Here is a 26,333-nt window from a genome sequence, read left to right as displayed (position 1 = left end):
GAGAATTAACTTTATAATTAGTTTGTACTATTCATAATATTAGAAATGAAAAAATCCAATTTTTGCATTATACTTAACTTACTACGTATAGGTGAGGTATTTATGGAAAATAAAATTGTACCTTTAACGAATTTGATAGACTTAAAAAATCATGGGCATATATTGTATACATACAATAAGCTTGATAATTATATTGAAAATGCCATCTCATATATCGTATCGGGGATAGAGCAAGGTCATCACATCATTATGATTGAAAGTAAAGATACATATGAACAAATGAAGGTAATATTAAAAGGGATGTTGACACAGGATGCACTTGACTGCATCCATTTTCTTGAAAACTATGAGTTTTATCGACTATATGATGATTTTCATTGTGACTTAATCGTCAGTCATTTTTCAGATGTAATTACTCATTTTCAAGAAAAACATATTACCGTAAGAACGTGGGCGAATGTTTGTTGGAATGATGAAAGGGAAATTGAGTTGAAACTAGAGAGTTTCGAAAAAACCGCTGATCAATGTGTTCGTCATTCTAATCTAATATCGGTCTGCGCATATAACGGGAACATAATAACCGCCTCTCTCCAAAACAGCATGCTAAAATCCCACGAGTACATTATGACCGATCATGAATTAGTAAAATCTTATTTTTATAAAAATAATTCCGTTCCATTACCTTCATTAACTATCGCAAAAGAAACCCAACTAGAGGAAAAATTAATTGCTACAAAGCATCAATTGCAATCTTTTATCTTTCAAAATTTAGATCCTGTTGTCATCATTGATAAGTGGGACAAAGTCATTACAGTAAATGTGGCATTTCAGACAACCTTTGGTTTCACCGCAATTGAAGTGTTAGGTCTAGATGCAAGTGAACTTCCTATCCTTCCAGATGATAGAAAATTTGAAGTGATACTTAATAGAAGTTTCGCTGTTCTTGGCGAAAAGGTAAAGGGGTATGAAACGATAAGAAAAACAAAGGATGGCAAAGTGCTTCAGGTACAGTTGTCTTGTTTCCCATTGCTTGATGAAAAGAATGAGGTAGATGGATGGGCTGTAATTATACGGGATATAACCGAAAGAAAACAAGCTCAGGAGTTATTAATTAAGTCAGAAAAATTGTCCATTGCTGGAGAGCTAGCTGCTGGCATTGCTCATGAGATTAGGAATCCAATTACTTCTATTAAAGGATTCCTTCAGTTGATGCAATCAAGTAACTTTGAAAAGCAGATTTATTATGACATTATGTCATCTGAAATTACTCGAATTGAGCAAATTCTTAGTGAACTTCTTATGTTAGCAAAACCGCAAGCCGTTCATTTTGCACGCAAGGATGTAAGGGTACTTATACGAGATGTAGTTACGTTATTAGGACCTCAAGCAACTCTCAATAATGTTCAAATCATCATTGATTTCAAAACGGAATTAGCGCAGATTATGTGTGAGGAAAATCAGATCAAACAGGTTTGCATCAATTTTATAAAAAATGCAATAGATGCGATGCCGGATGGAGGAAACTTAATCATACAACTGATTTCAAGTCCAAAACAGGAGTTAATTATTCGTTTTATAGATGAAGGAAACGGAATTCCAGATGAACTGATTTCAAAGCTTGGTCAACCATTCTATACGACAAAGGAAAAAGGGACAGGTCTCGGTTTTATGGTGAGTAAAAGGATTGTAGAGAATCATCAAGGTACTGTCACCATATGTAGTGAAGTAGGAAAAGGGACTACCATTGAAGTGAAATTGCCTAATTAAATTACCTGTAACATTGAAAGGAGAATAAAAAATGAAACAAATGCTGGAGTCAACTGAATATGAATCTTATTATTCCACATATGTAGACTTGGTGACTGAAGGAGATATGATTAGCATCTTAATGCAACAAATGGATGAAACAGCAGACATTCTTAAGGACTTAACAGAACAGCAAGCTCATTTTTCTTATGGAGTAGGAAAGTGGAGTATCAAAGAAGTCATCGGACATATTACGGATACTGAACGAATCATGGGATATAGGCTTTTATCTTTTGCACGTGGCGAAAAAGCTGAACTACCAGGATATGATGATAATGAATACGTAAGAAATGCTTCGTTCAATGGTCTATCCCTACAAGATTTACTTGAAAACTTTCAAATAACTCGAAAATCTACCTTACAGTTAATAAAAAGCCTTCCGAGTGAAGCGTTTTTACGTAGGGGAAAAGCTAATGGCTCAGAGGTTTCTGTCCGTGCACTAGTATACATTATAGCAGGACATGAACTACATCACCGAAATCTTATTAAGGAGCGCTATATGAGTTCTGAAGCATACCCTAAAACTCGCTAAGTCTTTATAAGGCATATTTTTGATCGAAATGGGTAACGATACAGTTATTATTGTATTTTTAAAAGGATGATTCAATTGTCTAATACCCGTCTTGAACAATTCGATAAAGCCGTACAACTGAGAGAAGATTCAACCGATCTATTAATTCATATTTGGAAAGAGTATCATTTGTACACAACGTTGGAGTACTGGATAATGGCGTCAATACTTGTTGTTCCATTATTAATATTATTTATTAAAATTGATAAAAGTAAAATCTTTTTAATTGGATTTTACGGGTATAGTGTTCATGTTGTTCTTGCTTATGGTGATATATATGGCATGAATGAAGGATTTTGGCACTATCCATTTCAATTACTACCTGCTTTGCCAAGTTTATCTATTGATGCCAGTATTGTTCCGGTAGTAAGTATGATCATGTATCAATGGACGTTAAATCATCATAAGAACTACTATCTTTATGCCATTTTAACTGCAGGTGCCTTTGCGTTTGTATTGAAACCATTACTTGTTGGCCTTGGATTATTTAAATTGTATGGAAAAGTAAATTTTATACATTTATTTGTGGGGTACATCTTAATCCTACTTATGGCAAAATTTATGACCAATGTATTTTTATGGACTCAAAAAAAATATGGCCCTCCAACCAAACAATTTTGACCATGCCTTTACAAAGAGTAAAGGTATTTTTTTTATGGGAAAGTGTGTAAAAGAAGGAATAATATACATCTATGTAGAATTAGTTAAACTTGTGTTTCTGCAAACAATAAAAGAAGAGGAAAGGGAAGTTTATCATCCACTAGAAAAAGTAGTGGAACTGTTAAATAGGGGGATTTAATAAATGGAAGTATCATTATTGTTACAATATGGTTGGGTTTTGCTTATTTTGATTGTTCTAGAAGGATTATTATCTGCTGATAATGCCCTGGTTTTAGCGATTATGGCAAAGCATTTACCTGAAGACCAACAGAAAAAAGCGATAAATATTGGATTGCTTTTAGCATTCTTGTTTAGAATAGGGGCCATTTTCATCATTTCGTACCTGTTTCATGTGTGGCAAGTACAAGCCATTGGAGCAGCGTACTTAATTTATATTGCTTTAAAACATTTGTTCACCAAGCACGAGCGTGAAAAAGATGCGAAAGGGAAAAGTTATCGCGCAACAGTAGCTTCAATTGCTTTAGCCGATATTGCCTTTGCAGTAGATTCTATTTTGGCTGCCGTTGCTCTTGTTCTTGCACTACCAGACACACCACTAGGAGATATTGGTGGAATGGACGCAGCTCAATTCATTGTTATCTTAATAGGTGCGATTGCTGGTTTAATTGTTATTCGATTTGCTGCAGCATTCTTTGTTAAGATCCTAACGGAACGTCCAAGTCTTGAGCGTGCAGCCATGCTACTAGTTGGTTGGGTAGGGATAAAACTCCTTATGCACACTCTTGCCCATCCATCGGTCCATATCATTTCACATGATTTTGTTGAAGGTCCGATTTGGAATACAATCTTTTGGTCTGTCATGCTAATAATCGCTCTTGGTGGTTGGTTCATGTCGGGCAAACAAAAAGCAGTTGGTCACTAAAATAAAGAGGTGCATGAATCCTAATTGGATTTGTGCACCTTTTACATTATTTAAGTATTAGTGCAATTGTTGAAAAGCTTCTTCTATGCTCCCATATCCTTTTTTGTCATTGAAATTTGGTTCATCTGTTTCAATGGTCCAATCTTTATTAATGAGTCCAAATTGCCCATCATGATTCGTCTTATATGTTTGATGAAGCATGTATGTCCCACCATTTTGGTTAATGGTATAGCCTATATAATATTCTCCATTTGGCCCTTGTTCTTCAAAAAAACCAATATCTTCTAATTTATATGTATCCATTAACGAGTGAAAAGATTGTTGTAATGTATTCATGATCTCCTCACGTGTACCATTTTCCAAATTAATCATCCTTTCATGTTGTATGTAAAATAAATCCTTTATCAGTAGTAATATCCTACAAAGTTCAATTTATTAGAAAAAAAGTAAAATAATGAACCTTTCCTTATAAAAGCAATAAATGTATGGAAAGATAAAATAACTACTCAAACATAAAGGGTGTTATATGTAATGGATGATAAGACGAAAATCCGGTTGACTGCAGCAGAAATGGCGATGTTATGGACTCAATACATCAACGACACAGCTTCCATTTGTGTAATAAGTTATTTTTTAGAAAAAGTAGAGGATCATGAAGTCAAACCAGTTATTGAATTTGCTCTAAATGGTTCAAAATATAATATTTCCTTTTTAAAGGAGCTATTTACAAAAGAAAGCTTTCCCATCCCAATTGGATTTACCGAAAAGGATGTACACGTAGCCGCCCCAAGACTCTTCTCAGATACTTTTTTTTTAATGTATTTAAGAAATATGTCTGTTCTTGGAATGGCAGCGGGAGGTCTAGCTCTTGGGATTGCAACGAGACCAGAGGTAGTAAAATTTTTTAAAAGTGTTTTGAAAACGGCAGTAGGCTTACAGGACTTAACACGAGATTTAATGTTAAAGCAAGGTACATATGTTAGACCACCATTCATTTCAACACCAGATAAAGTCGACTTTGTTGAAAGGCAGAGCTTTTTAACTGGATTTTTAGGTGAAAGAAGATCGCTTGTGGCACAAGAAATTACGATGTTATTTAATAATATCCAAACAAATGCCATTGGAAAAACGTTAATTACAGGTTTTGCTCAAACGTCCAGAACAAAAGAGGTAAAAGATTACTTTATACGAGGAAAACGAATTGCTCAAAAGCATATCGACATATTTAGTGACATTCTAAAAAAGGAAGATTTACCTGCTCCGATGACTTGGGATACAGCTCTTTCGGATTCGACCATACCTGTTTTCTCAGAAAAATTAATGATGTTTCACGTGTCTGGTATGATTGCGGCTGGTATTGGAAATTATGGTGCTTCTATGTCAGGGAGCCCTCGTAGAGATTTAGGTTTAAAATATGCGTCTCTTATTCCTGAGATCGCCCTGTATGCAGAGGATGGAGCAAATATCATGATTAAGCATGGCTGGTTAGAGGAACCGCCTCAATCGGACAATCGAGAGAAATTAATAAATGGGGAATAAAAAAGAACAAATGTATGGACCATACATTTGTTCTTTTGGTAGTTGTAGATTATTTACTACTTTTTTCAAAGTGAAAAAAGCCACTGGCATAGTCCTTTGATGAGTTATATAAATGTCATAAGTGCTCCGCCGATTACACCTGTCACAACAATGATCCATGGAGGTAGCTTCCAGTATACGAGCATACTGAATAAAATAGCCGCAAATGCAAAATCAATCGGAGCTAAAATGGAACTCGTCCAAATAGGTTGATAGAAGGCGGATATTAGAATTCCTACCACCGCCGCATTCACCCCCATTAATGCCCCTTTTATTTTAGGATTACGACGTATAGAATCCCAGAAAGGTAATGCTCCCAGCACTAGAAGAAAGGCAGGTAAGAAGATGGCGAAAGTGGCTAATAACCCACCGTGCCAACCGCTTATGACCGTTCCTAAATAAGCAGCAAAGGTAAAGAGGGGACCAGGTACTGCTTGTGTAGCACCATAACCAGCTAAAAATGCCTCTTCAGTTAACATTCCAGTCGGAACAAATTCTCGTTCTAGTAATGGTAACACCACATGTCCGCCACCAAATACTAAAGAACCTGATCGATAAAAACTATCAAACAAAGCGACCCAATGAAGTGATGTGGCCTCTCTTAAAATTGGGAGCAATAGTAAAAGACTGAAAAATACTAGTAAGGAAATGACTCCAAAACGACGACTAATTGGAAATGCCATCTTTTGTTCATGTGTATCTGTTTGTTGTCTGTAGAGGAAAAATCCTAGAATTCCTGCAATGACGATCACTCCTACCTGAGTAAAGGCTGTTTGCCAAAGGAGTGTTACAACAAGAGCAAATAGTGCAAGTGCTTTTCTTTTTAGATCAGGAGTTAAATTGTTTGCCATACCTAAGATCGCATGTGCAACGACTGCAACAGCAACAATTTTTAATCCATGTATCCAGCCTGCTTCACCCACTTCAAATTCACGAAGTAAAAGAGCAAATACTATAAGGGCAACAACTGAGGGAAGAGTAAAACCGATAAATGATACAATTCCTCCAAGAACTCCAGCCCTCATGACACCAATTCCAATCCCAACTTGGCTACTAGCTGGACCAGGTAGGAATTGACATAGTGCGACTAAATCAGCGTAACTTTTTTCATCTAGCCACTTTCTTTTGCGTATATACTCATTGTGGAAATAACCTAAATGGGCAATTGGACCCCCAAAGGATGTTAATCCTAATTTGGTAGACACGATAAGGATTTCCAATAATGATTTCAGTTGATTCACCATATCACCTCTAAAGCTAATCTTTTATTTCTTTAAATTATCCAAATGACTGATTTCTGGACTCTTCTAAGGTATCATTAATACACAATATTTCTGTTTATAACAAGTATTATTTACAAAAAAATTACAAAACCTTTACATTGTTGGGGTGTTTCGTAGCTTGATAAGTTACAATTTGTGGATAGGCAATGCCAGTCAAAATTATCAAAACACCTAACCATTGTACCCATGTCACCTGTTCTTGTAGTACCCATACAGAAGCGATTACAGCTACAGGGAGTTCTCCAGCACTAAGAATACTAGCAAGTGCGGGACTAATCTTAGGTGCGCCTAGGGAAAAGAGTAGGATTGGAATAACTGTTCCGAAGGCCCCTAAAAGGAAACCATAAAACCATATACCGTCTCCGAGTGAAGAAAATAATGCTTCAGGTGTGAAAATGGTTAGTAGCACTAATAACCCGCCAGTAGATATGTAGAAACTACGAGTAATTAAAGGGAGTTGAGTTTCCACTTTTCCACTTAATAAAATAAATAAGGACATCATAAAAGCAGCAAGTAAACCAAAAATCAATCCTAACATATCTATTTCCTTAACATTTCCTCCAGCCATTCCACCTGCTAAAAAAGTGCCTGCTATTAATAATACAATAGATAGAAGGGTAGTTCTAGAAGGTCGTTTTTTGGTTGCTATTGAATGAATCAATATTCCCATCCACGTGAATTGAAAAAGCAAAATGATCGCTATAGATGCTGGAACGGTTTGTAGGGAATAGTAGTAAAAAACGCCAGTCAATGCAGTACATGCGCCAACAGCGGCCAGACGTATAAACTGTTTCAAACTTATTACTTGTCTGGAGAAAATAATCATTAAGAAGAGCATTAATCCCCATCCAAAACCATATTGCCCGGTTGTTACTTCACGAAAGGTAAACCCTTCTTTGTAAGCCAATTTCACAATCGTTGACAATATTCCGAAAGAACAGGCTCCTAGAAAAACATAAAATGAATATAGGACCAAACGAAACAAGATCTAACCCCTCCTAAAAATATAAAGAACCCATCTTTATTGTTTTAGTTTCCAGAAAACAATAAAAATGGGTTCTTTGAGTTAAAAAAATTATACTTTTTATATAGGGAATGTGACAAGGGAAATACTACTATTATTTTATAGATTATGAGGAGGAAACAAGTTTTTTATCATTAAACGGTGATCACCACTTTACCTTGAGCATGACCTTCAGAGAAATAATTGAAAGCATCAGCAATCTCGCTTAATTTATATTTTTTATCGATAACTGGCTTCACGCTACCTGTTTCCAGTAATTCTTTCACATAGATTAAGTCTTTTTGATTGGCTCTCTGTAGTATGTTTCCGACCTTCTTCCGTCCTATGATTGATGCCCATGGTGCTTGTATCATGGTTTGAAATAACTGTTCTCCTGAACCTCCGACATGAAGAAAGATACCATTCGGATTCAATGCTCTTTTGTAAATAGATAAGGGTTGGTTTCCATTCACACCTAATATCAAGTCATACTTTTCCTGTGATTGGGAGAAATTCTCTTTCTGATAATCGATGACATGGTCAGCACCAATTGAAAGTAATATGTCTACATTTCTTGTGCTGCACACTCCTGTAACTTCAGCACCAAGGGATTTTGCAATTTGCACAGCAAATGTTCCCACACCACCAGAAGCTCCATATATCAAAATTTTTTGTCCGTGTTGAATATTCCCTTTATTCCGTAGTGCCTGCAACGCAGTAACTCCAGCCATAGGAACCGCCGCTGCTTCCTCAAAGGATATATTTTTCGGTTTGAATGCGAGAGCGTCTTCAGGAACGCATACATATTCTGCAAAACCACCCCAGCCATAGGCAGATAGGTCACCGAACACCTCATCACCTGATTGAAATTGGTTTGCACCATTGCCTATTGATACAACTCGACCTGCAATATCGCCTCCAGGTATGGAGTATTTCGGTTTAAATAAACCAAAAGCCAATCGAGCCAAATAAGGTTGGCCTTTTAAGAGAACAAGATTTCCATAGTTTATGGAAGAGGCATGTATTTTCACTAACACTTCCTTGTTCTTAGGAACAGGTTTATCCACCTCTTTTAATGAAAGTACATCGGAATTTCCATACTTTGTACAAACAACTGCCTGCATGTAAATACCTCCTATAAATCAATCAATCTCAATAAAATTTCATCTAGCTTAAAGATATTCCATGAAACAGGTCTTAAAAACCGATCAGGTTCTTTTTAACAAACAAAAAGATTGTTTTTAAAAAATTTTAATAATTTTATAAATTCCTAGTTTACAGGTAGGGATAATGTGGATTATAGTATAGAAACAAAGTTACTAAAGAAGTTTGGAGGCTATGAAATGAAAAAGTTAATTGTATTTACGTTTATTGGTTTATTTGCACAGCTAATAGACGGCGCATTAGGAATGGCGTACGGGGTGACGTCCTCATCAATGTTACTAGCATTTGGTATTGCACCAGCAGTTGCATCCGCATCGGTTCATTTAGCAGAAGTGGTAACAACAGCTGCATCTGGAGCTTCACACATTAAATTTGGGAATGTTGATAAAAAAACCGTAGTCAGACTCGTCATACCAGGATCGATTGGAGCATTTTTAGGGGCTACATTTTTGAGTAATATTCCTGGTGACCTTGCAAAACCCTATATTTCTATTTTTTTACTTGCCCTTGGTGTATATGTTTTAGCTAGATTCTTATTCATGTTTAAAGTTGGAGAACAGAAAAACAATATTGGCCTATCAAGAAAAAAATCCATCCCTCTAGGATTGATTGCCGGTTTTGCTGATGCGACTGGTGGAGGAGGCTGGGGTCCCATTGCAACTCCTGTTTTGCTATCTCAAAAAGGAATCAGTGCACGTAAAGTAGTTGGTACAGTTGATACAAGCGAATTTGCCATTGCCGTATCTGCTACTCTTGGATTTTTAATCTCCCTTGGTTGGGAACAAGTAAACTGGCTGTGGGTAGGAGCGTTAATGATTGGCGGATTAATTGCTGCACCGATTGCTGCCTGGTTAGTACAAAAAATCCATGCTCAATTAATGGGTGTGCTTGTAGGAGGATTTATTATCCTAGTTAACTCTAGAACTCTTGTAACAACATGGATTGATCAAACAAATGTTTATCCATTTGTTTACGCTAGTATTGCAGGTATTTGGATAGCTTCGATTGTATATATTGCAATAAAAATTAAAAATACAAATACAAATGCTAGTGAAGTATTAAATTAAGTTTTGCTACCCCCTAAAGACTATAAAGTAATCTATTTTTATATTCAAAAGTCGACTAATTTAATCAACAATTATATTTTTATGGTAAAATGTTGACTAGAATACTCAACTTTATTTTGAATCTTAACTAACTGAATGAGGCTAAATTAGGGGGAAAACAAAATGAAGGTTTCAAGTAAGGGTGAATATGCACTAAGAGCCCTACTAGTCCTTGGGGAACATCATGGAAAAGTGGTATCAATTCAAGAAATTTCAGATAAAACTTTAGTTACTGTAAGTTATTTAGAACAAATCTTATTAAAGCTAAAAAAATTAGGGTATTTAGAAAGTAAAAGAGGAACAAATGGCGGATATATCCTGAAGCGAGAGACAAGGGACATAAACATTGGTGAAGTCATTCGGGTGTTAGAGGGACCACTTTCCCCTATGGGATGTGCATCAATCACGAAATACGAACCATGTCAATTAGAACCTTCATGTCAACTAAAGCCACTCTGGTCGCTTGTAAGAGATACGATCGCGTATGTGTTAGATCAAACAACTTTAGAGGATTTATTGGAGAATCGATTAACTTTGAACAAAGGGGATGATTTCCTTGCTTTCAAAAGGACAAATTGATGAGCAAGTACTAGAAAAAGTGAAGGTTTTACTCGAGAGCTTAGAATATGGGACGGTTCAAATAACCGTACATGACTCTCAGGTAACTCAAATCGATAAAATAGAAAAATACCGTTTACCTTTACAAGCAAAAGGGAAAACCCAACAAAAACATGCTAGATAACAAAAGTAAATACATGCCGATCGGACAACCGAAGGCTCCTGTTAGTTAACTGTTCATAAACATGAACCGTTGCTGAGGGGGCTTTTTATTTTGAAAAAATACAGAGGAGTGGAGAAAAAATGGGACATCCAACGATTCATCCAACAGGAGCTACAGTTTATCAACCTGAAAAAGCAAGCAGTGGTTATACGATTTATCAAGCTGCAGACTTAGGCGCACTATTGATTGACATGAATGGAAAGGAAGTGCATTTGTGGAAAGGACTTCGTGGGTTTCCTAATAAACTTTTACCTGGAGGTTATGTATTAGGGAGTACAGCCGAAAGAGATCCCAAATATGGATTTCAAGACGAAGTGGATGTAGTTCAAGTGGATTGGGAAGGGAATATTGTTTGGAAATTTAACAAATATGAATATATTGAAGACCCTGGACATGAACCGCAATGGATGGCGAGGGCTCACCACGATTATCAACGAGAAGGCAGTCCAGTGGGATATTACTCTCCAGAATTAGAGCCTCGTATTATTGGCGGAACAACGTTAATTTTAGCTCACAAAAATGTTCATAAGCCTGAGATCTCTGACAAATTATTATTAGATGACGTCATCATTGAGGTGGATTGGGAAGGAAATATTCTTTGGGAGTGGGCAGTTAGTGATCATTTTGATGAGCTAGGCTTTGATGAAAGTGCGAAAAATGTCCTTTTCCGAGATCCGAATACACGGTTCTTTGGAAACTCTACTGGAGATTCGGCTGGAGACTGGATGCATATCAATTCCATGTCTACGATCGGACCAAATAAGTTTTATGATCAGGGAGATGAACGTTTTCATCCTGATAATATTATTTGGGATGCAAGAGAAACGAATATTATTGCGATTATTGATAAAAAAACTGGAAAAATTGTTTGGAAGTTGGGTCCAGACTACTCCACACCAGATGTGAAGCATTTAGGCTGGATTATTGGTCAGCATCATGCACATATCATTCCTCGAGGCTTACCTGGTGAAGGGAATCTCCTCGTATTTGATAATGGTGGATGGGCTGGATATGGATTGCCGAATCCTGCTTCTCCATATGGAGTAAAGAGCGCGGTACGCGATCATTCTAGAATTTTAGAAATTAACCCTGTCACATTAGAAATCGAATGGCAATATACACCAACAGAAGCGGGTTTCCAAGCACCGTTAGATTCTTATCGCTTTTATAGTCCTTATATAAGCTCTGCCCAACGTTTGCCTAATGGAAACACATTGATTACCGAAGGGGCAGATGGAAGGATTTTTGAAGTAACTCACGAGCATGAATTAGTTTGGGAATATATTTCTCCTTATAAAAATAAAAGAAATGCAAACATGGTGTATCGTGCTTATCGTGTCCCATATGAATGGGTACCTCAGTTAGATAAGCAGGAAGAAACAGAAATTGTGCCACTGAATATTGCTGAGTTTAGGGTGCCTAATGCAGCAAGTACAGGTACAGATTCAGTGGTCACTGTTGCAGGGACCGTTTCGTATGGAGATGGAGCATTCTGTGTAGCAACTGTAGACGAAACGAGAAAAGAGAAAGTAGAAGAATAAGAGGATTCTAAGGGGGAGATAGAATGAAAAACATAATGTTATCAGTACTTAGTATATTGCTACTTTTTAGCCTTATCATTACAGGATGCTCGAGCACCACAAAAAGCAGTACAAGTGACTCAGAAGGAAAAGCAACAGAAGTGAGTACGGTTAGATTGGCCATCGATACGGCTGCAGGAGGATCTTTTCAGTTTCGAGCAGCTGAAAAGCAGGGATATTTTGACGAACAAGGGGTAAATGCAGAGCTATCTAATTTTGCTTATGGCATTGATACGGTTAACGCCATTTTAACGGAACAGGCGGACACAGGACTTGCTGCTGACTACGCTCTATTAAACTCGTTAGGGAAAGGCGATATGGTGGTTGTTTCCACTCTGACAAGAGGCCATGAAAGATCATTAAAAGATAACCAGCTTCTTGTGCGAGGGGACATCAAGAGTCCAGAGGATTTAAAAGGAAAGAAATTAGGTGTGCCTAAAGGGACGGTTACCGAGTATATATGGGCCAAATATTTGGAAGCCAATCAAATTAGTGAAGAAGACATCATTTACGTTCCATATAGTACCCCTGATGAAGCCATTGTAGGAGTGAAAAAGGGAGATATCGATGCGGTTTGGAGTTCAGGTGCCTTAAAAGATAAGTTCAAAAGTATAGAAGGAGTCACACAGTTAGATGACTTAGAAAGTGCGGGTGTCACAATTGATAGTTACCTTCTTGCAAAACGATCATTTGTGGAGGAACATCCAGAAGCAGTGAAGTCGGTTCTAAAGGCATTATCACAAGGTATTGAGTATGTAGGTAACCATCAAAAAGAAACAGCCCAAATTGCCTTTGAACAATTAAAAGTACCAGAAGAAGACGCGTTAAAAGATATTGAAAGACAAAATTATGTTTTAGGATTTACCGGGGAGGATGTTAAGCATCTTGAGGATATGAAAGAATGGCTAGAGGAAAAAGGGATATTAAAAGAGTCATATAATCTAAAGGATAAACTGTTCCTTGAGCCACTGAAGAATGCCTTTCCTGATTTAGTAACGGTTGAATAAAGGAGGAAAAAGGATGAGCACAGTAAAGGAAAAAGTAATTGAAACTCCTGCAGCTATTTCCATTACGGGATTAACAAAAACCTTTAACAATAGTAGTTTTCATGTGCTGGAGGAGGTGGATTTATCCATTCAACGAGGGGAGTTTTTTATTCTCCTTGGTCCGAGCGGATGCGGGAAGTCTACCTTACTGAATATCATTGCTGGGTTTATTGAAAAGTCTGCCGGTGAGCTGATCGTTGACGGAGAAGAGGTTCATAAACCTGGCAGGAATCGAGGGGTCGTTTTCCAGCAGGCGGATGCTGCACTATTTCCATGGCTAACGGTAAAGGAAAATGTTGAATTTGGATTGAAGATGAAGAAAGTACCCAAAAACATTCGTCAAGAAACATCTGCTCATTATATTAATCTAGTAGGTCTAAAAGGTCACGAAGGGAAATTCCCGAGAGAACTTTCAGGTGGAATGAAACAAAGGGTACAGTTAGCTCGTGTGTTAGCCAATGATCCAGAAATTTTGTTAATGGATGAACCTTTCGGTGCCCTTGATGCGATGACTCGAAGAACGATGCAAACCGAATTCATTCGAATCTGGAAGGAAACCAATAAAACAGTTATTTTCGTGACACATGATATTCAGGAGGCGCTGTTACTTGGGCAAAAGGTAGGTGTCATGTCTGTAGGACCGTCCTCAAATATTGAAGCTATATACGATATTTCCTTACCTTATCCTAGGAGTTTTACCGATAAGGAGTTTAGTCTACATTACCACAGTATTCAATCTCATTTTGATTAAAGGAGGGGGCAAAATGGGTGCACTAAGAAATAAAGTGATAAAAAGTGAGAAGATATTTCAAAAGAAAAAAGTTCCATCGAGCCTTCTGGTAAAAATGATAAACAGTGGAATTCTTGCGTGGATTCTTGTTTTTGCGATTTGGAGCATAGCAGCTAGCCTGTCTGATCCGCAGTTTCTACCGAGTCCATTGGCTGTTTGGAAAGGTGCGGTCGACCTTAGTCAAGATGGTTCACTTTTCCTTTATATATGGGTGAGTTTTGTAAGAGTCATTTCCGGCTGGACATTAGGGAATCTTGTAGCGATCCCAACTGGCTTGCTAATAGGGCGCATTCCCATACTCCGAGCATTATTTGATCCGATTATTAACTTTGTACGATTTATCCCACCACTCGCATTTATCACCTTATTTATGCTTTGGTTTGGTATTGGGGAGCAGTCGAAAATCTTTTTAATTATGTACGCCACCTTTTTCATTGTAACCATCAACACCCTTACCGGTGTGCAGGCTATTGAAGAAGATAAAATACGTTCAGCTAGAAGTATGGGAGCATCAGAGTGGCAAATTATGTTTCATGTCATTATCCCGGCATCCCTTCCTTATATTTTTACAGGTGCAAGGCTTGCCATGGGTTCTTCCTTTATGGCCATCATCGGGGCTGAAATGGTTGCAGCTAATGAAGGAATAGGCTATATGATTTGGAACTCAAGATTGTATTTTAAAACAGATTGGATCTTTGTGGGGCTAGTAATTCTTGGACTAATGGGCTTCACGATGGACCGAGTCTTCAACCAGTTTGGAAAAGTAATTCTTAAAAGATATAACGTGGTTAGGGATTGATGAGAGAACTCTTACCTTACTAATTTATGTAAAAAAAACAGTTTGGTTTTCCAAAAGTACAGTAGTAAGACTTGTTGGTAAATGAATAAACTAAACTGGAGGTATTGAGGATGTCAAAACAATTAAGATTAGCAGTAGAAAAAAGAAAGAATTATTTAATTAATTACTTAATCAAAGCAGGAATCTACAAGAAGAACGAGCAACATTTATTTGAGCTAACACTTACAGACTTAGAATTAGAGTATAAAAAGTGGAACCGAAATCGTAAGGAATAAGTGTGGACCTTCGTTAAGCGAAGGTCTTTATTTTTATAAGTTGAGTTTTTAGTAACTGATCATGGGTAGCACGCCTATAAGAATTGAATATAATTTAACATACAACAGTAAGGAGTATGTTATGGACGATCAGGTCAAAGAATTATTTGGAGCGGTAATAACTGCAATAGGGACAATACTTTCAGCAATAGCAAGTATACCTACACAGTCCACTAGAATAACAGATTTATACAAAGGCTTAGACATTGTCGGGAATACACTCCAAGGAACCGGCAATGCCATCCAAGCAGACGCGCAAAGAAATCCCTCACTCGAGAAACTAGGTAATGAGATTCAAGCAATAGGAAACAGTACGGTTGTTGCTGGTCTTATTTTGGATGTAGAAGAAGTAACGGAAGAAAAATTAGTGATCACGGGCAACTTATTACAAGCATTAGGGGGCGGTGTAGCACTAGGGGAGGAATTTGAGGACCCGTCCGCTCCTGGACAAATTTACAATATATACGGGAACCTACTCCAATCTACAGGGAATTCGCTTCAGGCAATTGGAGGGTCTATTAACTTAAGAGAAAAGGAAGAGTCTGAATCTGAATCTGATTCTGATTCGCCTGGTGATGTAATTATCTTTACTGGAAGTTGGATTCAAGCAATTGGTTCGGTAATCTCGATATTGGGTACTCTTCCGGAAGAAAGCAAACGGGGTGTTCCGTCTCCTTAACACCCCGTAAGTTCTTCTCTACCTACTTAAAAGAAGCAATTTTATCCCCAACCCAGCAAAAATAGTTCCCTTAAAGTAATTAATAATGTTAGATACCAAAGCATTTCCACTCAATTTGTCTCTTAAACGTGAAGAGAATAATGAAACAATAAAAAAGACAATAAAGGTTTCTATGATGAAGATGATCCCTAAGAAAAAGATTTGAAACGATTCATCTCCCGTACCTACATGTACAAACTGTGGTAAAAAGGTTAAAAAGAAAATAGGCATTTTTGGATTAGCAATATTCGTTATAAAACCTTTTCTAAAAAAGCCCTTTGATTGAGCACTATCAGGTTCTAATTGAGTAGATTCACTTTTTTCACGAAAAGATTGAATAGCTAAGAATAGTAAATAAACGGCTCCGCCATATTTAATTACCTCAAAAACAAAGGGTGATTTTTGAACGATAATCGACAAGCCAAACGCAGCAAGTAAGGTATGAATAAATGTTCCCGTTAAGGAACCTAAAATCGTACGGACTCCTGCTTTTATACCTGATGAAATACTTTGTGTAAGAACAAAGATCATATCGGGACCAGGTATTAGAATGATAGATAATGACATGCAAATATAGAAAAACATCGTACTACTCCTTCAATTTCTTATTTTTACATATTAAAACATAGAAACAGAAAATCTCTCAAGAGACTCAACTAATGTATTAGCAGTCTACCAAGCTAAAGAAATACTAGTATTTATGTCTTTGTTCATTTAAGGGAAAAGATTTTTGGTAATGAGAAATAAAATCAGAAAAAGGTGATGAAGATCAATAGATGATAATGAAGGGAGGGAAGTGATCTTCATAAGGCTGATGAAGATCAAAAGTTGATAAAGAAGGGAGAGAAGTGTTCTTCATAGGGCTGATGAAGATCAAAAGTTGATAAAAATCAGTTTGAAACGACCTTCATAAGGTAGGTGAAGACCGAAAGTCAGTAAAAGGCGGTTGTGAAGCGGTCATTATAAGTCGGATTAAGACCAAAAATCAGTTTGGTTAGCCGTGAAATTGGTCTTAATAATGGTTTAGCTTTGTCTATGTACTTCACGTGCGAGAGATTCTAAAATATACACGACGGGCACTTGAGTGGTAATATTGGCTTTTTCATAAATTTCTTCCGTCACGTAATATGCAATGTTTACATCAGATATTTTGGCAATCGTTGAACGTGTATTATTTGTAATGCTAATAATGGTACTTTTTTCTTGCTTTAGTTGGTTCAAGTGTTCTATCGTAAAAAAGTTTTCACCCGACACCGATAACGCGATCGTAACGCTTTTATCGTGGTGTTTGGAGTGAAGCTGTAAGAAAGGATCCTTTATATAAAGTGAGAATTTCCCCAAACTAGAGAAGTATCTGGCTCCGTATTCAGCAACAATACCTGAGCTGCCGCTCCCGATAAAAATAACATGATCGGCTTCTGCAATCAGTTTTGCTGCTTCTTTAATTTTATCTTCTAAATCTCCATTTAATGTTCGCTCGAAAAACTCAACTACTGAATGGTCTGAATATTTTAGTGTTGTTTTTTTCTCTTCGCCTAGATGCATTTTAAGCTTAACTTTAAACTCTGAAAAACCTTCGCAATTAACTTTACGGCAAAAACGTAGTATGGTCGCTGTGGAAACATGTGTTTCATCGGCTAATTCACGTATTCTCATATAGGCAACTTTCTCACCATTTTGGCAAACATAATTATATATAGATGTTTCTAATTCATTGAATGATTTAATGACCTCGTTTGTAAACATAAAAGGGAACCTCTCCTTAGAAATCGCTGCTCTTTAATCATACTTTTACTAATGTAACATAGTGTTACAACTTTGTAACGTATAACAACCGCTGTTATTAAAAACTAGATACTCCACAAATATTTACTATCACACGAATTAAAATTACTATATTCCTATAGACTAACTAATAACATTTTAGAGAACAGGCTAGGAGGAACAATCATGAAAAACAATCAATTCCCAGAAGGGTTTTTATGGGGTGGAGCTACGGCTGCAAACCAATTAGAAGGTGCATATAACGAAGGCGGTAAAGGATTATCGATCTTTGACATGGTTCAATTTGTTCCAAAAGAAGAACGTGGAAATGAAATTGAGATGGACGTGAAAAGCAAAAAGGAACTAGAAGATCTTTTAGCAGGTAAAGGCGGAGATAACTTCCCAAAACGTCGTGGAATCGACTTCTACCATCGTTATAAAGAAGATATTGCTTTGTTTGCAGAAATGGGCTTTAAAACATTCCGTATGTCTATCTCTTGGCCTCGTATATTTCCAAACGGTGATGATAGAGAGCCAAATGAAGAAGGACTAGCTTTCTATGACAAGGTATTTGATGAATTATTAAAGTATGGAATTGAGCCACTTGTGACTTTATCACATTACGAAATTCCACTCAGCTTAGTACAAAATTACAATGGTTGGGCAGATCGTCGTGTAGTTGAGTTCTTTGTTCATTATGCAGAAACAGTGTTCAATCGTTATAAGAGCAAAGTAAAATACTGGTTAACTTTTAATGAGATCAATATTTCTACACTTTCTCCGTATATCGGAAGTGGAATTCTGATTGACGAAGTGGAGCATAAGGAACAAACGGTATATCAAGCTCTACATCATCAATTTGTTGCTAGCGCAAGAGCCGTTAAAGCATGTCATGAAATTATTCCTGATGCTATGATTGGATGTATGTTAGCTCGTATGGAAGTATATCCTGAAACATGTAGTCCAGATGATGTATTAGAAGCACAAAAAGAAGATCAAATGAACTTATTCTTCACAGATGTTCAAGTTCGTGGATATTATCCAAGCTATATGTTGAGCTATTTTGAAGAAAATGATATTAAAATTAACATGCTTCCTGGAGACGAAGAAATTTTATTACAACATACAGTAGACTTCCTATCATTCAGCTACTATATGTCTATGGTTGCTAGTGGGGCACCAGGTAAGAAAAAGGAAAAAGGAAACTTCTTTAGCGGAGTGAAAAACCCTTACTTAGAGTCATCGGATTGGGGATGGCAAATCGATCCAAAGGGCTTGCGTATTACATTAAAGAAAATGTACGACCGCTACCAAGTACCTTTATTTATTGTTGAGAATGGTCTTGGCGCTTACGATAAAGTAGAAGAAGATGGTTCTATCAACGATGATTACCGTATTGATTATATGCGTGCTCATATTGAACAAATGAAAGAAGCAATCAAAGAGGGCGTAGATCTTATTGGTTACACAAGCTGGGGCTGCATTGATTTAATTAGTGCCGGTACGTCAGAAATGTCTAAACGTTATGGATTCATCTACGTAGACCAAGACGATTACGGCAATGGTACATTAGCAAGAAGCAAGAAGAAATCGTTCGATTGGTATAAAAATGTTATTGCTTCCAATGGGGAAGAACTATAAATAGAAGCTAATATTATTTGGAAGACATCTCATTTACTGGGATGTCTTTTTTGGATGTAGTTTCGCGCTTCCTCGGAATTTTTTTTTCTTAAAAAAGGAATTAAATGGTATTATATTATTAAACAGTAAACAGTAGGAGTGGTTATGACGATTCTTTCATGGCAAAAAAATATACTAATGGCTATTTTGTTTTTAGTGGGGATAATTGTAATCTCTTATGAAATGTGGTTTTGGTCGATAGCGGTAATAGTTTTATTAATTTTTCTTTCTATAAAAAACAGTAACTTACGATTTATATGTTCTTTGTTTATATTTTTCCTTGTTAGTTTAATAATTTACCAGATAATGAATGTCGTGATTGGTCAGTATGATTTTTCAATAGAGACGAGGATTCTTTTTAACAGAAGTTTGCTTTTGATTATTGTAGCGGGCTTATACATTTCTCATCGAGTAAGTAAAAAGGAATTCTTTTTTTATCATCAGATGCCTCGGTGGAGTCGTGTAATTGAATTACCCTTTCACTCCATAAAGTTGTACAACTTAATGATCATCGTGATTCTATCTTCTGGAGCAGCGTTCCTTCCATTTGCTCTACAACAAGAATCAATAACGAAATCATTCATCATCTTTTGTTTATTATTTTCACTAATTAACGCTACACTTGAGGAGTGGATATGGCGAGGGATATTATTATCAAGCTTAGTTAAATATGCTACGGTTTCTTATGCACTGGTTGTTACAAGTATTGGTTTCGGATTATTGCACCTAATTATTGGTATTCCATTATTTCTTTGTCTCTTTTTTTCAGTAGGAGGGCTTTTCTATGGAGTGCTGGTTTTAAAAACAAATAGCATTTTCCCATCTATTATTTTCCATATCGTGATTAATATAGGCATGGTTTTAAGTGGCTTCATTCTTTAGTTACTAGGGGGATCTACATGAAAAAGTTTTTTAAGATTATCTTAGGTATTTTTGCTTTAGTTCTAGTGGCAATTATCGCACTTGTTATTAGTTTTAACTTGAGTATGAAACCTGACAAAGAGAAGGAAGAGGAAGTAATGGGTCAAGCAGAACAATATTTGGAAGAAAAATTTAATGATGACTTTGAAATATTTGATACGCTATTTGATAACATGGGGAATTTTGAATTTGAATATGCGGCTAAAGTACGAGATAAAGTGAATCAAATAGAGTTTCTAGTATATATGGACAATGAAACCAATGAAATGGTCGATACATACGTAGCGGATAAGTGGGCTGCCGAACTAGAAAATGCGGTTCGAACGTACGTTAAAGATAATTTTGGAGAAAAGGTAGAATACTTTGCTATGTTCTCTGACGAAATCGGAATAGATTTAGGGATCGATCCATTGAATGTAGGTAGTTATAAAGACTTTGATATAACAGCTACAATCCACATAACTCTCCCCCGAGAAAAAAGTGAAAACGATGATACTCTCTTTAATAATTTTGTTTCCTACTTGGAAAACAGTGATTTGTTGCAACACGGGACTGTTTTTGTAGGTTATGTGGCTGAAAACGGCGTAATATTAGAGGAGGAGGGGTGGAGTAAAGACTTTTAAATAGGATCGACGATTGCTTATTGAGTAATCGTCTTTTTTTGTGAAATTATGGTAGAATAGTGGTGTTAAGTTATACCTATTGGATTTGGTAGGATTACATAGAAGAATTTATAACGGAGTGACAATATGACAACAATTGCAGATATTGCTCGTATCGCTGGTGTGGCGAAGAGTACCGTTTCACGTTACTTGAACGGTGGGTCGATTGGAGATGCGACAAAACTGAAGATAGAGAGAGTGATAAACGAGACGGGGTATGTTCCGAATACGTTTGCTCAAAGTTTAAAAGCAAAGAAGACAAGTATTATTGGAACCGTTGTTCCACGGTTAGATTCTTTTGCTTCTGCAAGAACACTCATTGGGATTGATGAACAACTCCGAGAAGCTGGATGCCAAATGGTCATCTCGAATACAAGTCAAGATGAAGAAAGAGAAATAGAGAGTCTTTACAGCTTTGCTAGACAAAAGGTAGCAGGAATTATTTTGTTGGCAACTAAAATAACCGATCAGCATCTAGAAGCTTTTGAAAAAATTGATATACCGGTCCTTCTCGTAGGCCAACAGCATCAAGAAGTTTATAGTATTATCCATCAAGATTACGAAGCAGCAAAAGCAATGGGGAAACATGTTTTGGAGAAAGGTCATAGAAAAATAGCTTATTTAGGTGTAACACCAAAAGATATTTCTGTAGGTGTGCAACGGAGAGATGGCTTCAAAGATGCAGTTTCAGATATTGAAGGGTGCGAGGTCAAATATTATGAAACAGGGTTTGGGATGGGTGAGGCTCTCGAGCAAGCGACACGTATTATTGAAGATTTTCAGCCATCGATCATCGTCTGTGCGACAGATAATATTGCCCTAGGTGCTTGTAAAGCAGCCTTTATAAAGGGATTAGATATTCCAAAGGATTTATCTGTTACAGGGTTTGGTGGATATGAAGTAACAGAGTACATTCATCCAAGTCTCACGACTGTCAAATACGAATTTAAGAATGCAGGGAGAATAGCTGCGCAAAAAATGCTTAAATTGATTGAAGGGGAACAAATAGAAAAAATCACATACACAAATTTTGAATTAATTTCTCGTGGAAGCGTTGACAGTTTCATAAAACATGAATTATAATCAACTTATCGGAACCGGTTCCAAAACAAGCAGCCTAGGAACCGGTGATATAACACTTAAAAAAGGAACCGGTTCCACTATTGCGGATTTTTTTTAATCAAGTTTGGAATCGGTTCCACAATAGAATAAGGAGGAAATACCAATGAATTATTCATTAATTGCTGAAGAAATTCTTAAAGCTATTGGCGGCAAGGAAAATGTTTCAGCTGCGGCACATTGTGCAACAAGACTTCGACTAGTCTTAGAGGATGAAAGCTTAGTAGATACAAATGTTCTTGAAGAAATGGATGTAGTAAAGGGAACGTTCTCAACTGGAGGTCAGTATCAGATTATCCTTGGTTCCGGTACGGTAAATGAAGTATATAAAGAGTTTACTAGGTTAACAAATATAGAAGAAATGTCTACGAGCGACGTAAAGGATGCTGGATCAAAGAAAATGAATCCGCTTCAACGTTTTGTAAAGATGCTTTCTGATATCTTTGTACCTATTATCCCAGCGATTGTAGCTGGTGGTTTATTGATGGGGATTAACAATCTATTAACGGCTCAAGACTTATTTATCGCTGGAAAATCTCTTGTCGAAGCTAAGCCTGAACTTGCTGATTTAGCCGCACTTATTAATACGTTTGCGAATGCTGCATTTGTTTTCTTACCGATTTTAATTGGATTTTCAGCCACAAAACGTTTTGGCGGCAATCAGTATTTAGGGGCAGCTCTTGGAATGCTGATGGTTCACCCAGATTTATTGAATGGATATGGTTACGGAGATGCTTTGTTAAATGGGACGATTCCGGTTTGGAACATTCTTGGCTTAGAGATCGAAAAGGTCGGATATCAGGGTAGTGTTCTACCAGTTCTTGCAGCATCGTTTATTTTAGCAAAAATTGAAAACGGTTTACGCAAAGTGATTCCATCTGCATTAGATAATTTATTAACGCCATTATTAACTATATTTGTTACAGGTCTTTTAACATTCACAGCAGTTGGCCCTATTACACGTTCGGCAGGGAACTTACTAACTGACGGCTTAATTTGGTTGTATGACACGACTGGTTTTATCGGGGGAGCAATCTTTGGACTTCTTTATGCGCCAATTGTTATCACAGGTATGCACCACAGCTTTATTGCAGTAGAAACGCAATTGCTAGCAGATATGGCTAAAACAGGCGGTTCTTTTATCTTCGTTATTGCTGCCATGTCAAATATTGCACAAGGTGCATCAACACTGGCGGTCCTTTTAATTACGAAAAATGCCAAGACAAAAGGTGTTGCTTCAGCAGCAGGTATCTCAGCGTTACTAGGTATTACGGAGCCTGCTATGTTCGGAGTGAATTTAAAGCTGCGTTTTCCATTTATCGGTGCCATTATCGGATCAGCGGTAGGAGCAGCGTTTGTGACGCTATTTAAAGTAAAAGCTGTTGCTCTTGGTGCGGCGGGACTTCCTGGCATTATCTCTATTAAGCCGGGATCCATTATCACTTATATAATCGGAATGGCAATTGCCTTTTCAGTAGCCTTTGCTATGACCTATGTATTAGGGAAGCGTGAGGAAAAGAAAGAAAAGAAGAAAAACGGGCTTAAAGCAGCTTAAGAGTGAAAAATGAGGAGGGAGAATCACGATTTTGATTCCCCTCTGTTTGCATAAGGAGAAGACTAACATGGAATGGACAAAAGAAAGAAGATATCGAACGTTGGAAGAAGTAAGCCAGGAAGAAGTACTTGAATTGGAACAAAGAGTGAATAATTCAGTCTGGCGACAAACTTTCCATATACAACCGAATACAGGATTATTAAACGATCCAAACGGTTTTTCCTACTTTAACGGTGAATATCATTTATTTTATCAATGGTTCCCTTTAGGACCGGTTCATGGGTTGAAATATTGGTATCATGTGAAATCAAAGGACTTGGTGAACTGGGAAGATGCAGGAATTGGGATCAAGCCAGGGGACTATTTTGATAGTCATGGAGCTTACTCAGGGAGTGCCATCGAACATGAGGGTAAATTATATTTACTTTATACAGGAAACACGCGTGATAATGATTGGGGAAGGAATCCATATCAATGTTTAGCTGTGATGAATCATGATGGGGAAATAACAAAGCTTCCTCCGGTTATCTCTGAGGTACCAGAAGGATATACCGATCATTTTCGTGATCCGAAAATATGGAAAAAAGACGATCAGTTTTTTATGGTGATTGGAGCTCAAAGAACAAATGAAACAGGGTGTATAGTCCTTTATCAATCAAATGATTTATTGAGTTGGTCCTTTAAAGGTGAAATGAAAACAGAGCTTCCTCAATTCGGTTATATGTGGGAATGCCCCGATTATTTTGAACTGGGAGATCAAGGAATTCTAGTTTTTTCACCACAAGGAATTGCTCCAAATGGTGATTTATATCAAAATATTTATCAATCTGGATACTTGATAGGAAATCAACTTGATGTGGAGAATGGTTTATTTTCCCACGGAGAGTTTCAAGAACTGGATCGTGGCTTTGATTTCTACGCACCACAAACGATGGAGGATCATGAAGGGAGACGGATCTTAGTTGGATGGGTTGGTCTTCCGGAAATCGACTATCCGACGGATGCGCATGGTTGGGCTCATTGTCTATCCTTACCAAGAGAGTTAACCGAAAAAAACGGGAAACTACTTCAAAATCCAGTAAAAGAATTACAAGGGCTAAGAACAAAAGAAAAACGTATAGAGGATATCCTTCATAATGATGGTAAATCCTACGCTGGGTTCACCGGCACCACTTATGAGCTAATCACTGAATTTCAAAACCATGATGCAAAGACCTTTGGGATTGAATTTCGAACAGGAAAAAATGAAAAAACAATCATTACTTATGATACGATAGAAAAGAAGCTAGTCCTCGATCGGGCACATTCTGGAACATCCTTTGCCACGTCTTATGGGACAGTGAGAAAATGTACGCTGGACAGCAAGAAAATTAAGCTTCAGATGTTTGTTGATGTGTCCTCAGTTGAGATTTTTGTTAATGATGGAGAAGAAGTTTTTACAAGTAGAATCTTTCCTAGCCGAGAGAGTGAAGGAATCCGCTTTTTTGCTACAGGTGGGAAGGTTTCTATTCAGGCAAAGAAATGGGAATTACAAACAAATCAGTAGAAAGAGGTAGGAAAATGGGGAAGTTATTTTCTATCGGAGAAGTATTAATTGATTTTATCCCTTTGGAAAAAGGAAAAGCATTAAAGGATGTTATTTCTTTTGAACGTGCACCAGGAGGAGCTCCAGCTAACGTAGCGGCAGCCGTTGCCAAATATGGTGGATCCTCTTCTATGATTACTAAGCTTGGAGTAGATGCGTTTGGTGATTTTTTAGTAGAAAAGTTGGAAGAAGCCGGCGTAGAGACAGATAAGGTTAGCAGAACGTCTGAGGCCAATACAGGTCTTGCCTTTGTTTCTCTTCGACTAGACGGAGAGAGAGATTTTTCTTTTTACCGTAACCCATCCGCTGATTTACTGTTAGATGAAGCAGAAATTGATGAAGAGTGGTTTAATAAGGGAGACATACTCCACTTTTGTTCGGTTGACTTAGTTGAAAGCCCAATGAAGCGGGCGCATACGAAAGCGATTCGAGCGATGAAAGCAAAAGGCGGCCTTGTTAGTTTTGACCCCAACGTAAGACTTCCCCTCTGGAAGGATGCAGAAGAATGCAAAAATACCATTCTGGCATTTATTCCAGAGGCTCATATCGTCAAAATTTCGGATGAAGAGCTCGAATTCATTACAGGAATAGCTGACGAAGAAACGGCCATTTCTTCTCTATTTCAAGGAGAGGTAAAAGCAATCATTTATACCAAAGGAGCCAGCGGTGCAGAACTTTATGTAAATGGCAAAAAATACGAATCTCATGGCTTTAAGGCAAATGTACAAGATACAACAGGTGCTGGAGATGCTTTTATTGGTGGATTCTTATACAAGCTTTTAGAAAATAACGCCAGCATTGAAGAAGTAGAACAACTACTAGAGACAAAAGCAGAGGAATTTCTTACATTTGCGAATGCAAGTGGGGCATTAACTACAGAAGGAAAGGGAGCGATTTCTGCTCTTCCTACAGTAGAGGATATTAATAGATTGATCAATAAATAGCGAAAAGGAACTTGCTGTGTA

General features: G+C 37.2%; 27 protein-coding genes. 21 read left to right on the top strand and 6 right to left on the bottom strand.

Annotated features, from left to right (window positions below; genetic code table 11):
* The first annotated feature begins 102 nt into the window (after positions 1-102).
* The 4 genes from ACRX5O_RS15450 to ACRX5O_RS15435 all read left to right on the top strand — a co-directional run bounded on the left by ACRX5O_RS15450 (position 103) and on the right by ACRX5O_RS15435 (position 3,920).
* On the top strand, positions 103-1,767 hold the full coding sequence (locus ACRX5O_RS15450) for an ATP-binding protein (protein WP_433906755.1): 1,665 nt from the start codon (positions 103-105) through the stop codon (positions 1,765-1,767).
* Positions 1,768-1,798: 31 nt separating this feature from the next.
* Positions 1,799-2,338: a DinB family protein gene (locus ACRX5O_RS15445; protein WP_433906754.1), complete on the top strand. Its 540-nt coding sequence runs from the start codon at positions 1,799-1,801 to the stop codon at positions 2,336-2,338.
* 75 nt (positions 2,339-2,413) lie between these two features.
* Positions 2,414-2,998, top strand: a complete 585-nt coding sequence (locus ACRX5O_RS15440; protein WP_433906753.1) for a CBO0543 family protein — start codon at positions 2,414-2,416, stop codon at positions 2,996-2,998.
* 181 nt (positions 2,999-3,179) lie between these two features.
* Positions 3,180-3,920: a TerC family protein gene (locus ACRX5O_RS15435; protein ID WP_433906752.1), complete on the top strand. Its 741-nt coding sequence runs from the start codon at positions 3,180-3,182 to the stop codon at positions 3,918-3,920.
* A gap of 57 nt (positions 3,921-3,977) precedes the next feature.
* Here ACRX5O_RS15435 and ACRX5O_RS15430 read toward each other — a convergent pair whose 3' ends face one another.
* Entirely contained in the window at positions 3,978-4,283 is a 306-nt protein-coding gene (locus tag ACRX5O_RS15430) for a DUF5634 family protein (RefSeq protein ID WP_433906751.1), read from the bottom strand.
* A gap of 168 nt (positions 4,284-4,451) precedes the next feature.
* Here ACRX5O_RS15430 and ACRX5O_RS15425 point away from each other — a divergent pair, with 168 nt between their 5' ends.
* Positions 4,452-5,459, top strand: coding sequence for a DUF3231 family protein (locus ACRX5O_RS15425; protein ID WP_433906750.1), 1,008 nt, complete (start codon positions 4,452-4,454; stop codon positions 5,457-5,459).
* A gap of 104 nt (positions 5,460-5,563) precedes the next feature.
* Here the strand turns inward: ACRX5O_RS15425 and chrA are convergent, their stop codons facing one another.
* The 3 genes from chrA to ACRX5O_RS15410 all read right to left on the bottom strand — a co-directional run bounded on the left by chrA (position 5,564) and on the right by ACRX5O_RS15410 (position 8,908).
* Complete coding sequence (chrA, locus tag ACRX5O_RS15420; protein WP_433906814.1) at positions 5,564-6,730, bottom strand: chromate efflux transporter; 1,167 nt, start codon at positions 6,728-6,730, stop codon at positions 5,564-5,566.
* A gap of 133 nt (positions 6,731-6,863) precedes the next feature.
* Positions 6,864-7,766 (bottom strand): EamA family transporter, encoded by a 903-nt coding sequence (locus ACRX5O_RS15415; protein ID WP_433906749.1) that lies wholly within the window; start codon positions 7,764-7,766, stop codon positions 6,864-6,866.
* A 173-nt stretch (positions 7,767-7,939) separates the two neighbouring features.
* Entirely contained in the window at positions 7,940-8,908 is a 969-nt protein-coding gene (locus tag ACRX5O_RS15410; RefSeq protein ID WP_433906748.1) for an NAD(P)-dependent alcohol dehydrogenase, read from the bottom strand.
* A 219-nt stretch (positions 8,909-9,127) separates the two neighbouring features.
* Between ACRX5O_RS15410 and ACRX5O_RS15405 the strand changes: the two genes are divergently transcribed.
* From ACRX5O_RS15405 to ACRX5O_RS15365, 9 genes are all read left to right on the top strand, one after another.
* Positions 9,128-10,015: a sulfite exporter TauE/SafE family protein gene (locus tag ACRX5O_RS15405; protein WP_433906747.1), complete on the top strand. Its 888-nt coding sequence runs from the start codon at positions 9,128-9,130 to the stop codon at positions 10,013-10,015.
* 162 nt (positions 10,016-10,177) lie between these two features.
* Positions 10,178-10,633 carry an RrF2 family transcriptional regulator gene (locus ACRX5O_RS15400; RefSeq protein ID WP_391559143.1) on the top strand — a complete coding sequence of 152 codons (456 nt, stop codon included), beginning with the start codon at positions 10,178-10,180 and terminating at the stop codon, positions 10,631-10,633.
* A complete protein-coding gene (locus ACRX5O_RS15395) occupies positions 10,611-10,796 on the top strand; it encodes a YezD family protein (protein ID WP_433906746.1) in 186 nt (61 codons plus the stop codon). The genes ACRX5O_RS15400 and ACRX5O_RS15395 overlap by 23 nt, the downstream gene beginning before the upstream one ends.
* Positions 10,797-10,915: 119 nt before the next feature.
* Entirely contained in the window at positions 10,916-12,376 is a 1,461-nt protein-coding gene (locus ACRX5O_RS15390) for an aryl-sulfate sulfotransferase (RefSeq protein ID WP_433906745.1), read from the top strand.
* Between the two features lie 23 nt (positions 12,377-12,399).
* Positions 12,400-13,422, top strand: coding sequence for an ABC transporter substrate-binding protein (locus tag ACRX5O_RS15385; RefSeq protein ID WP_433906744.1), 1,023 nt, complete (start codon positions 12,400-12,402; stop codon positions 13,420-13,422).
* 13 nt (positions 13,423-13,435) lie between these two features.
* A complete protein-coding gene (locus ACRX5O_RS15380; protein ID WP_433906743.1) occupies positions 13,436-14,212 on the top strand; it encodes an ABC transporter ATP-binding protein in 777 nt (258 codons plus the stop codon).
* Between the two features lie 94 nt (positions 14,213-14,306).
* Positions 14,307-15,050 (top strand): ABC transporter permease, encoded by a 744-nt coding sequence (locus ACRX5O_RS15375; RefSeq protein WP_433906813.1) that lies wholly within the window; start codon positions 14,307-14,309, stop codon positions 15,048-15,050.
* Positions 15,051-15,160: 110 nt separating this feature from the next.
* The gene (locus ACRX5O_RS15370) at positions 15,161-15,325 is read left to right on the top strand and encodes a Fur-regulated basic protein FbpA (protein WP_119707909.1); all 165 of its coding nucleotides are present in this window, start codon (positions 15,161-15,163) and stop codon (positions 15,323-15,325) included.
* A gap of 121 nt (positions 15,326-15,446) precedes the next feature.
* A complete protein-coding gene (locus tag ACRX5O_RS15365) occupies positions 15,447-16,043 on the top strand; it encodes a DUF6944 family repetitive protein (protein ID WP_433906742.1) in 597 nt (198 codons plus the stop codon).
* An 18-nt stretch (positions 16,044-16,061) separates the two neighbouring features.
* On the opposite strand, the gene ACRX5O_RS15360 is transcribed toward ACRX5O_RS15365, so the two are convergent.
* Positions 16,062-16,667 (bottom strand): LysE family translocator, encoded by a 606-nt coding sequence (locus ACRX5O_RS15360; protein WP_119707911.1) that lies wholly within the window; start codon positions 16,665-16,667, stop codon positions 16,062-16,064.
* 438 nt (positions 16,668-17,105) lie between these two features.
* A complete protein-coding gene (locus tag ACRX5O_RS15355) occupies positions 17,106-17,828 on the bottom strand; it encodes a MurR/RpiR family transcriptional regulator (protein WP_433906741.1) in 723 nt (240 codons plus the stop codon).
* 204 nt (positions 17,829-18,032) lie between these two features.
* Between ACRX5O_RS15355 and ACRX5O_RS15350 the strand changes: the two genes are divergently transcribed.
* The 7 genes from ACRX5O_RS15350 (at position 18,033) to ACRX5O_RS15320 (ending at position 26,312) form a co-directional block, all read left to right on the top strand.
* On the top strand, positions 18,033-19,487 hold the full coding sequence (locus tag ACRX5O_RS15350) for a glycoside hydrolase family 1 protein (RefSeq protein ID WP_433906740.1): 1,455 nt from the start codon (positions 18,033-18,035) through the stop codon (positions 19,485-19,487).
* 414 nt (positions 19,488-19,901) lie between these two features.
* Positions 19,902-20,408, top strand: coding sequence for a CPBP family intramembrane glutamic endopeptidase (locus ACRX5O_RS15345; protein ID WP_433906739.1), 507 nt, complete (start codon positions 19,902-19,904; stop codon positions 20,406-20,408).
* A gap of 17 nt (positions 20,409-20,425) precedes the next feature.
* Positions 20,426-21,070 (top strand): hypothetical protein, encoded by a 645-nt coding sequence (locus tag ACRX5O_RS15340; protein WP_433906738.1) that lies wholly within the window; start codon positions 20,426-20,428, stop codon positions 21,068-21,070.
* Positions 21,071-21,196: 126 nt separating this feature from the next.
* On the top strand, positions 21,197-22,192 hold the full coding sequence (locus ACRX5O_RS15335) for a LacI family DNA-binding transcriptional regulator (protein ID WP_433906737.1): 996 nt from the start codon (positions 21,197-21,199) through the stop codon (positions 22,190-22,192).
* A 142-nt stretch (positions 22,193-22,334) separates the two neighbouring features.
* Positions 22,335-23,783, top strand: a complete 1,449-nt coding sequence (locus ACRX5O_RS15330; RefSeq protein ID WP_433906736.1) for a sucrose-specific PTS transporter subunit IIBC — start codon at positions 22,335-22,337, stop codon at positions 23,781-23,783.
* Between the two features lie 67 nt (positions 23,784-23,850).
* Positions 23,851-25,329, top strand: coding sequence for a glycoside hydrolase family 32 protein (locus ACRX5O_RS15325; protein ID WP_433906735.1), 1,479 nt, complete (start codon positions 23,851-23,853; stop codon positions 25,327-25,329).
* Between the two features lie 14 nt (positions 25,330-25,343).
* Complete coding sequence (locus tag ACRX5O_RS15320) at positions 25,344-26,312, top strand: carbohydrate kinase family protein (protein ID WP_433906734.1); 969 nt, start codon at positions 25,344-25,346, stop codon at positions 26,310-26,312.
* Positions 26,313-26,333 lie beyond the last annotated feature (21 nt).

Source organism: Robertmurraya mesotrionivorans, from assembly GCF_050971805.1.
Classification (GTDB): Bacteria; Bacillota; Bacilli; order Bacillales; family Cytobacillaceae; genus Robertmurraya_A.
Note: the sequence above shows the minus strand (reverse complement) of the source record. Positions and strands in the feature narration are given on the sequence as shown.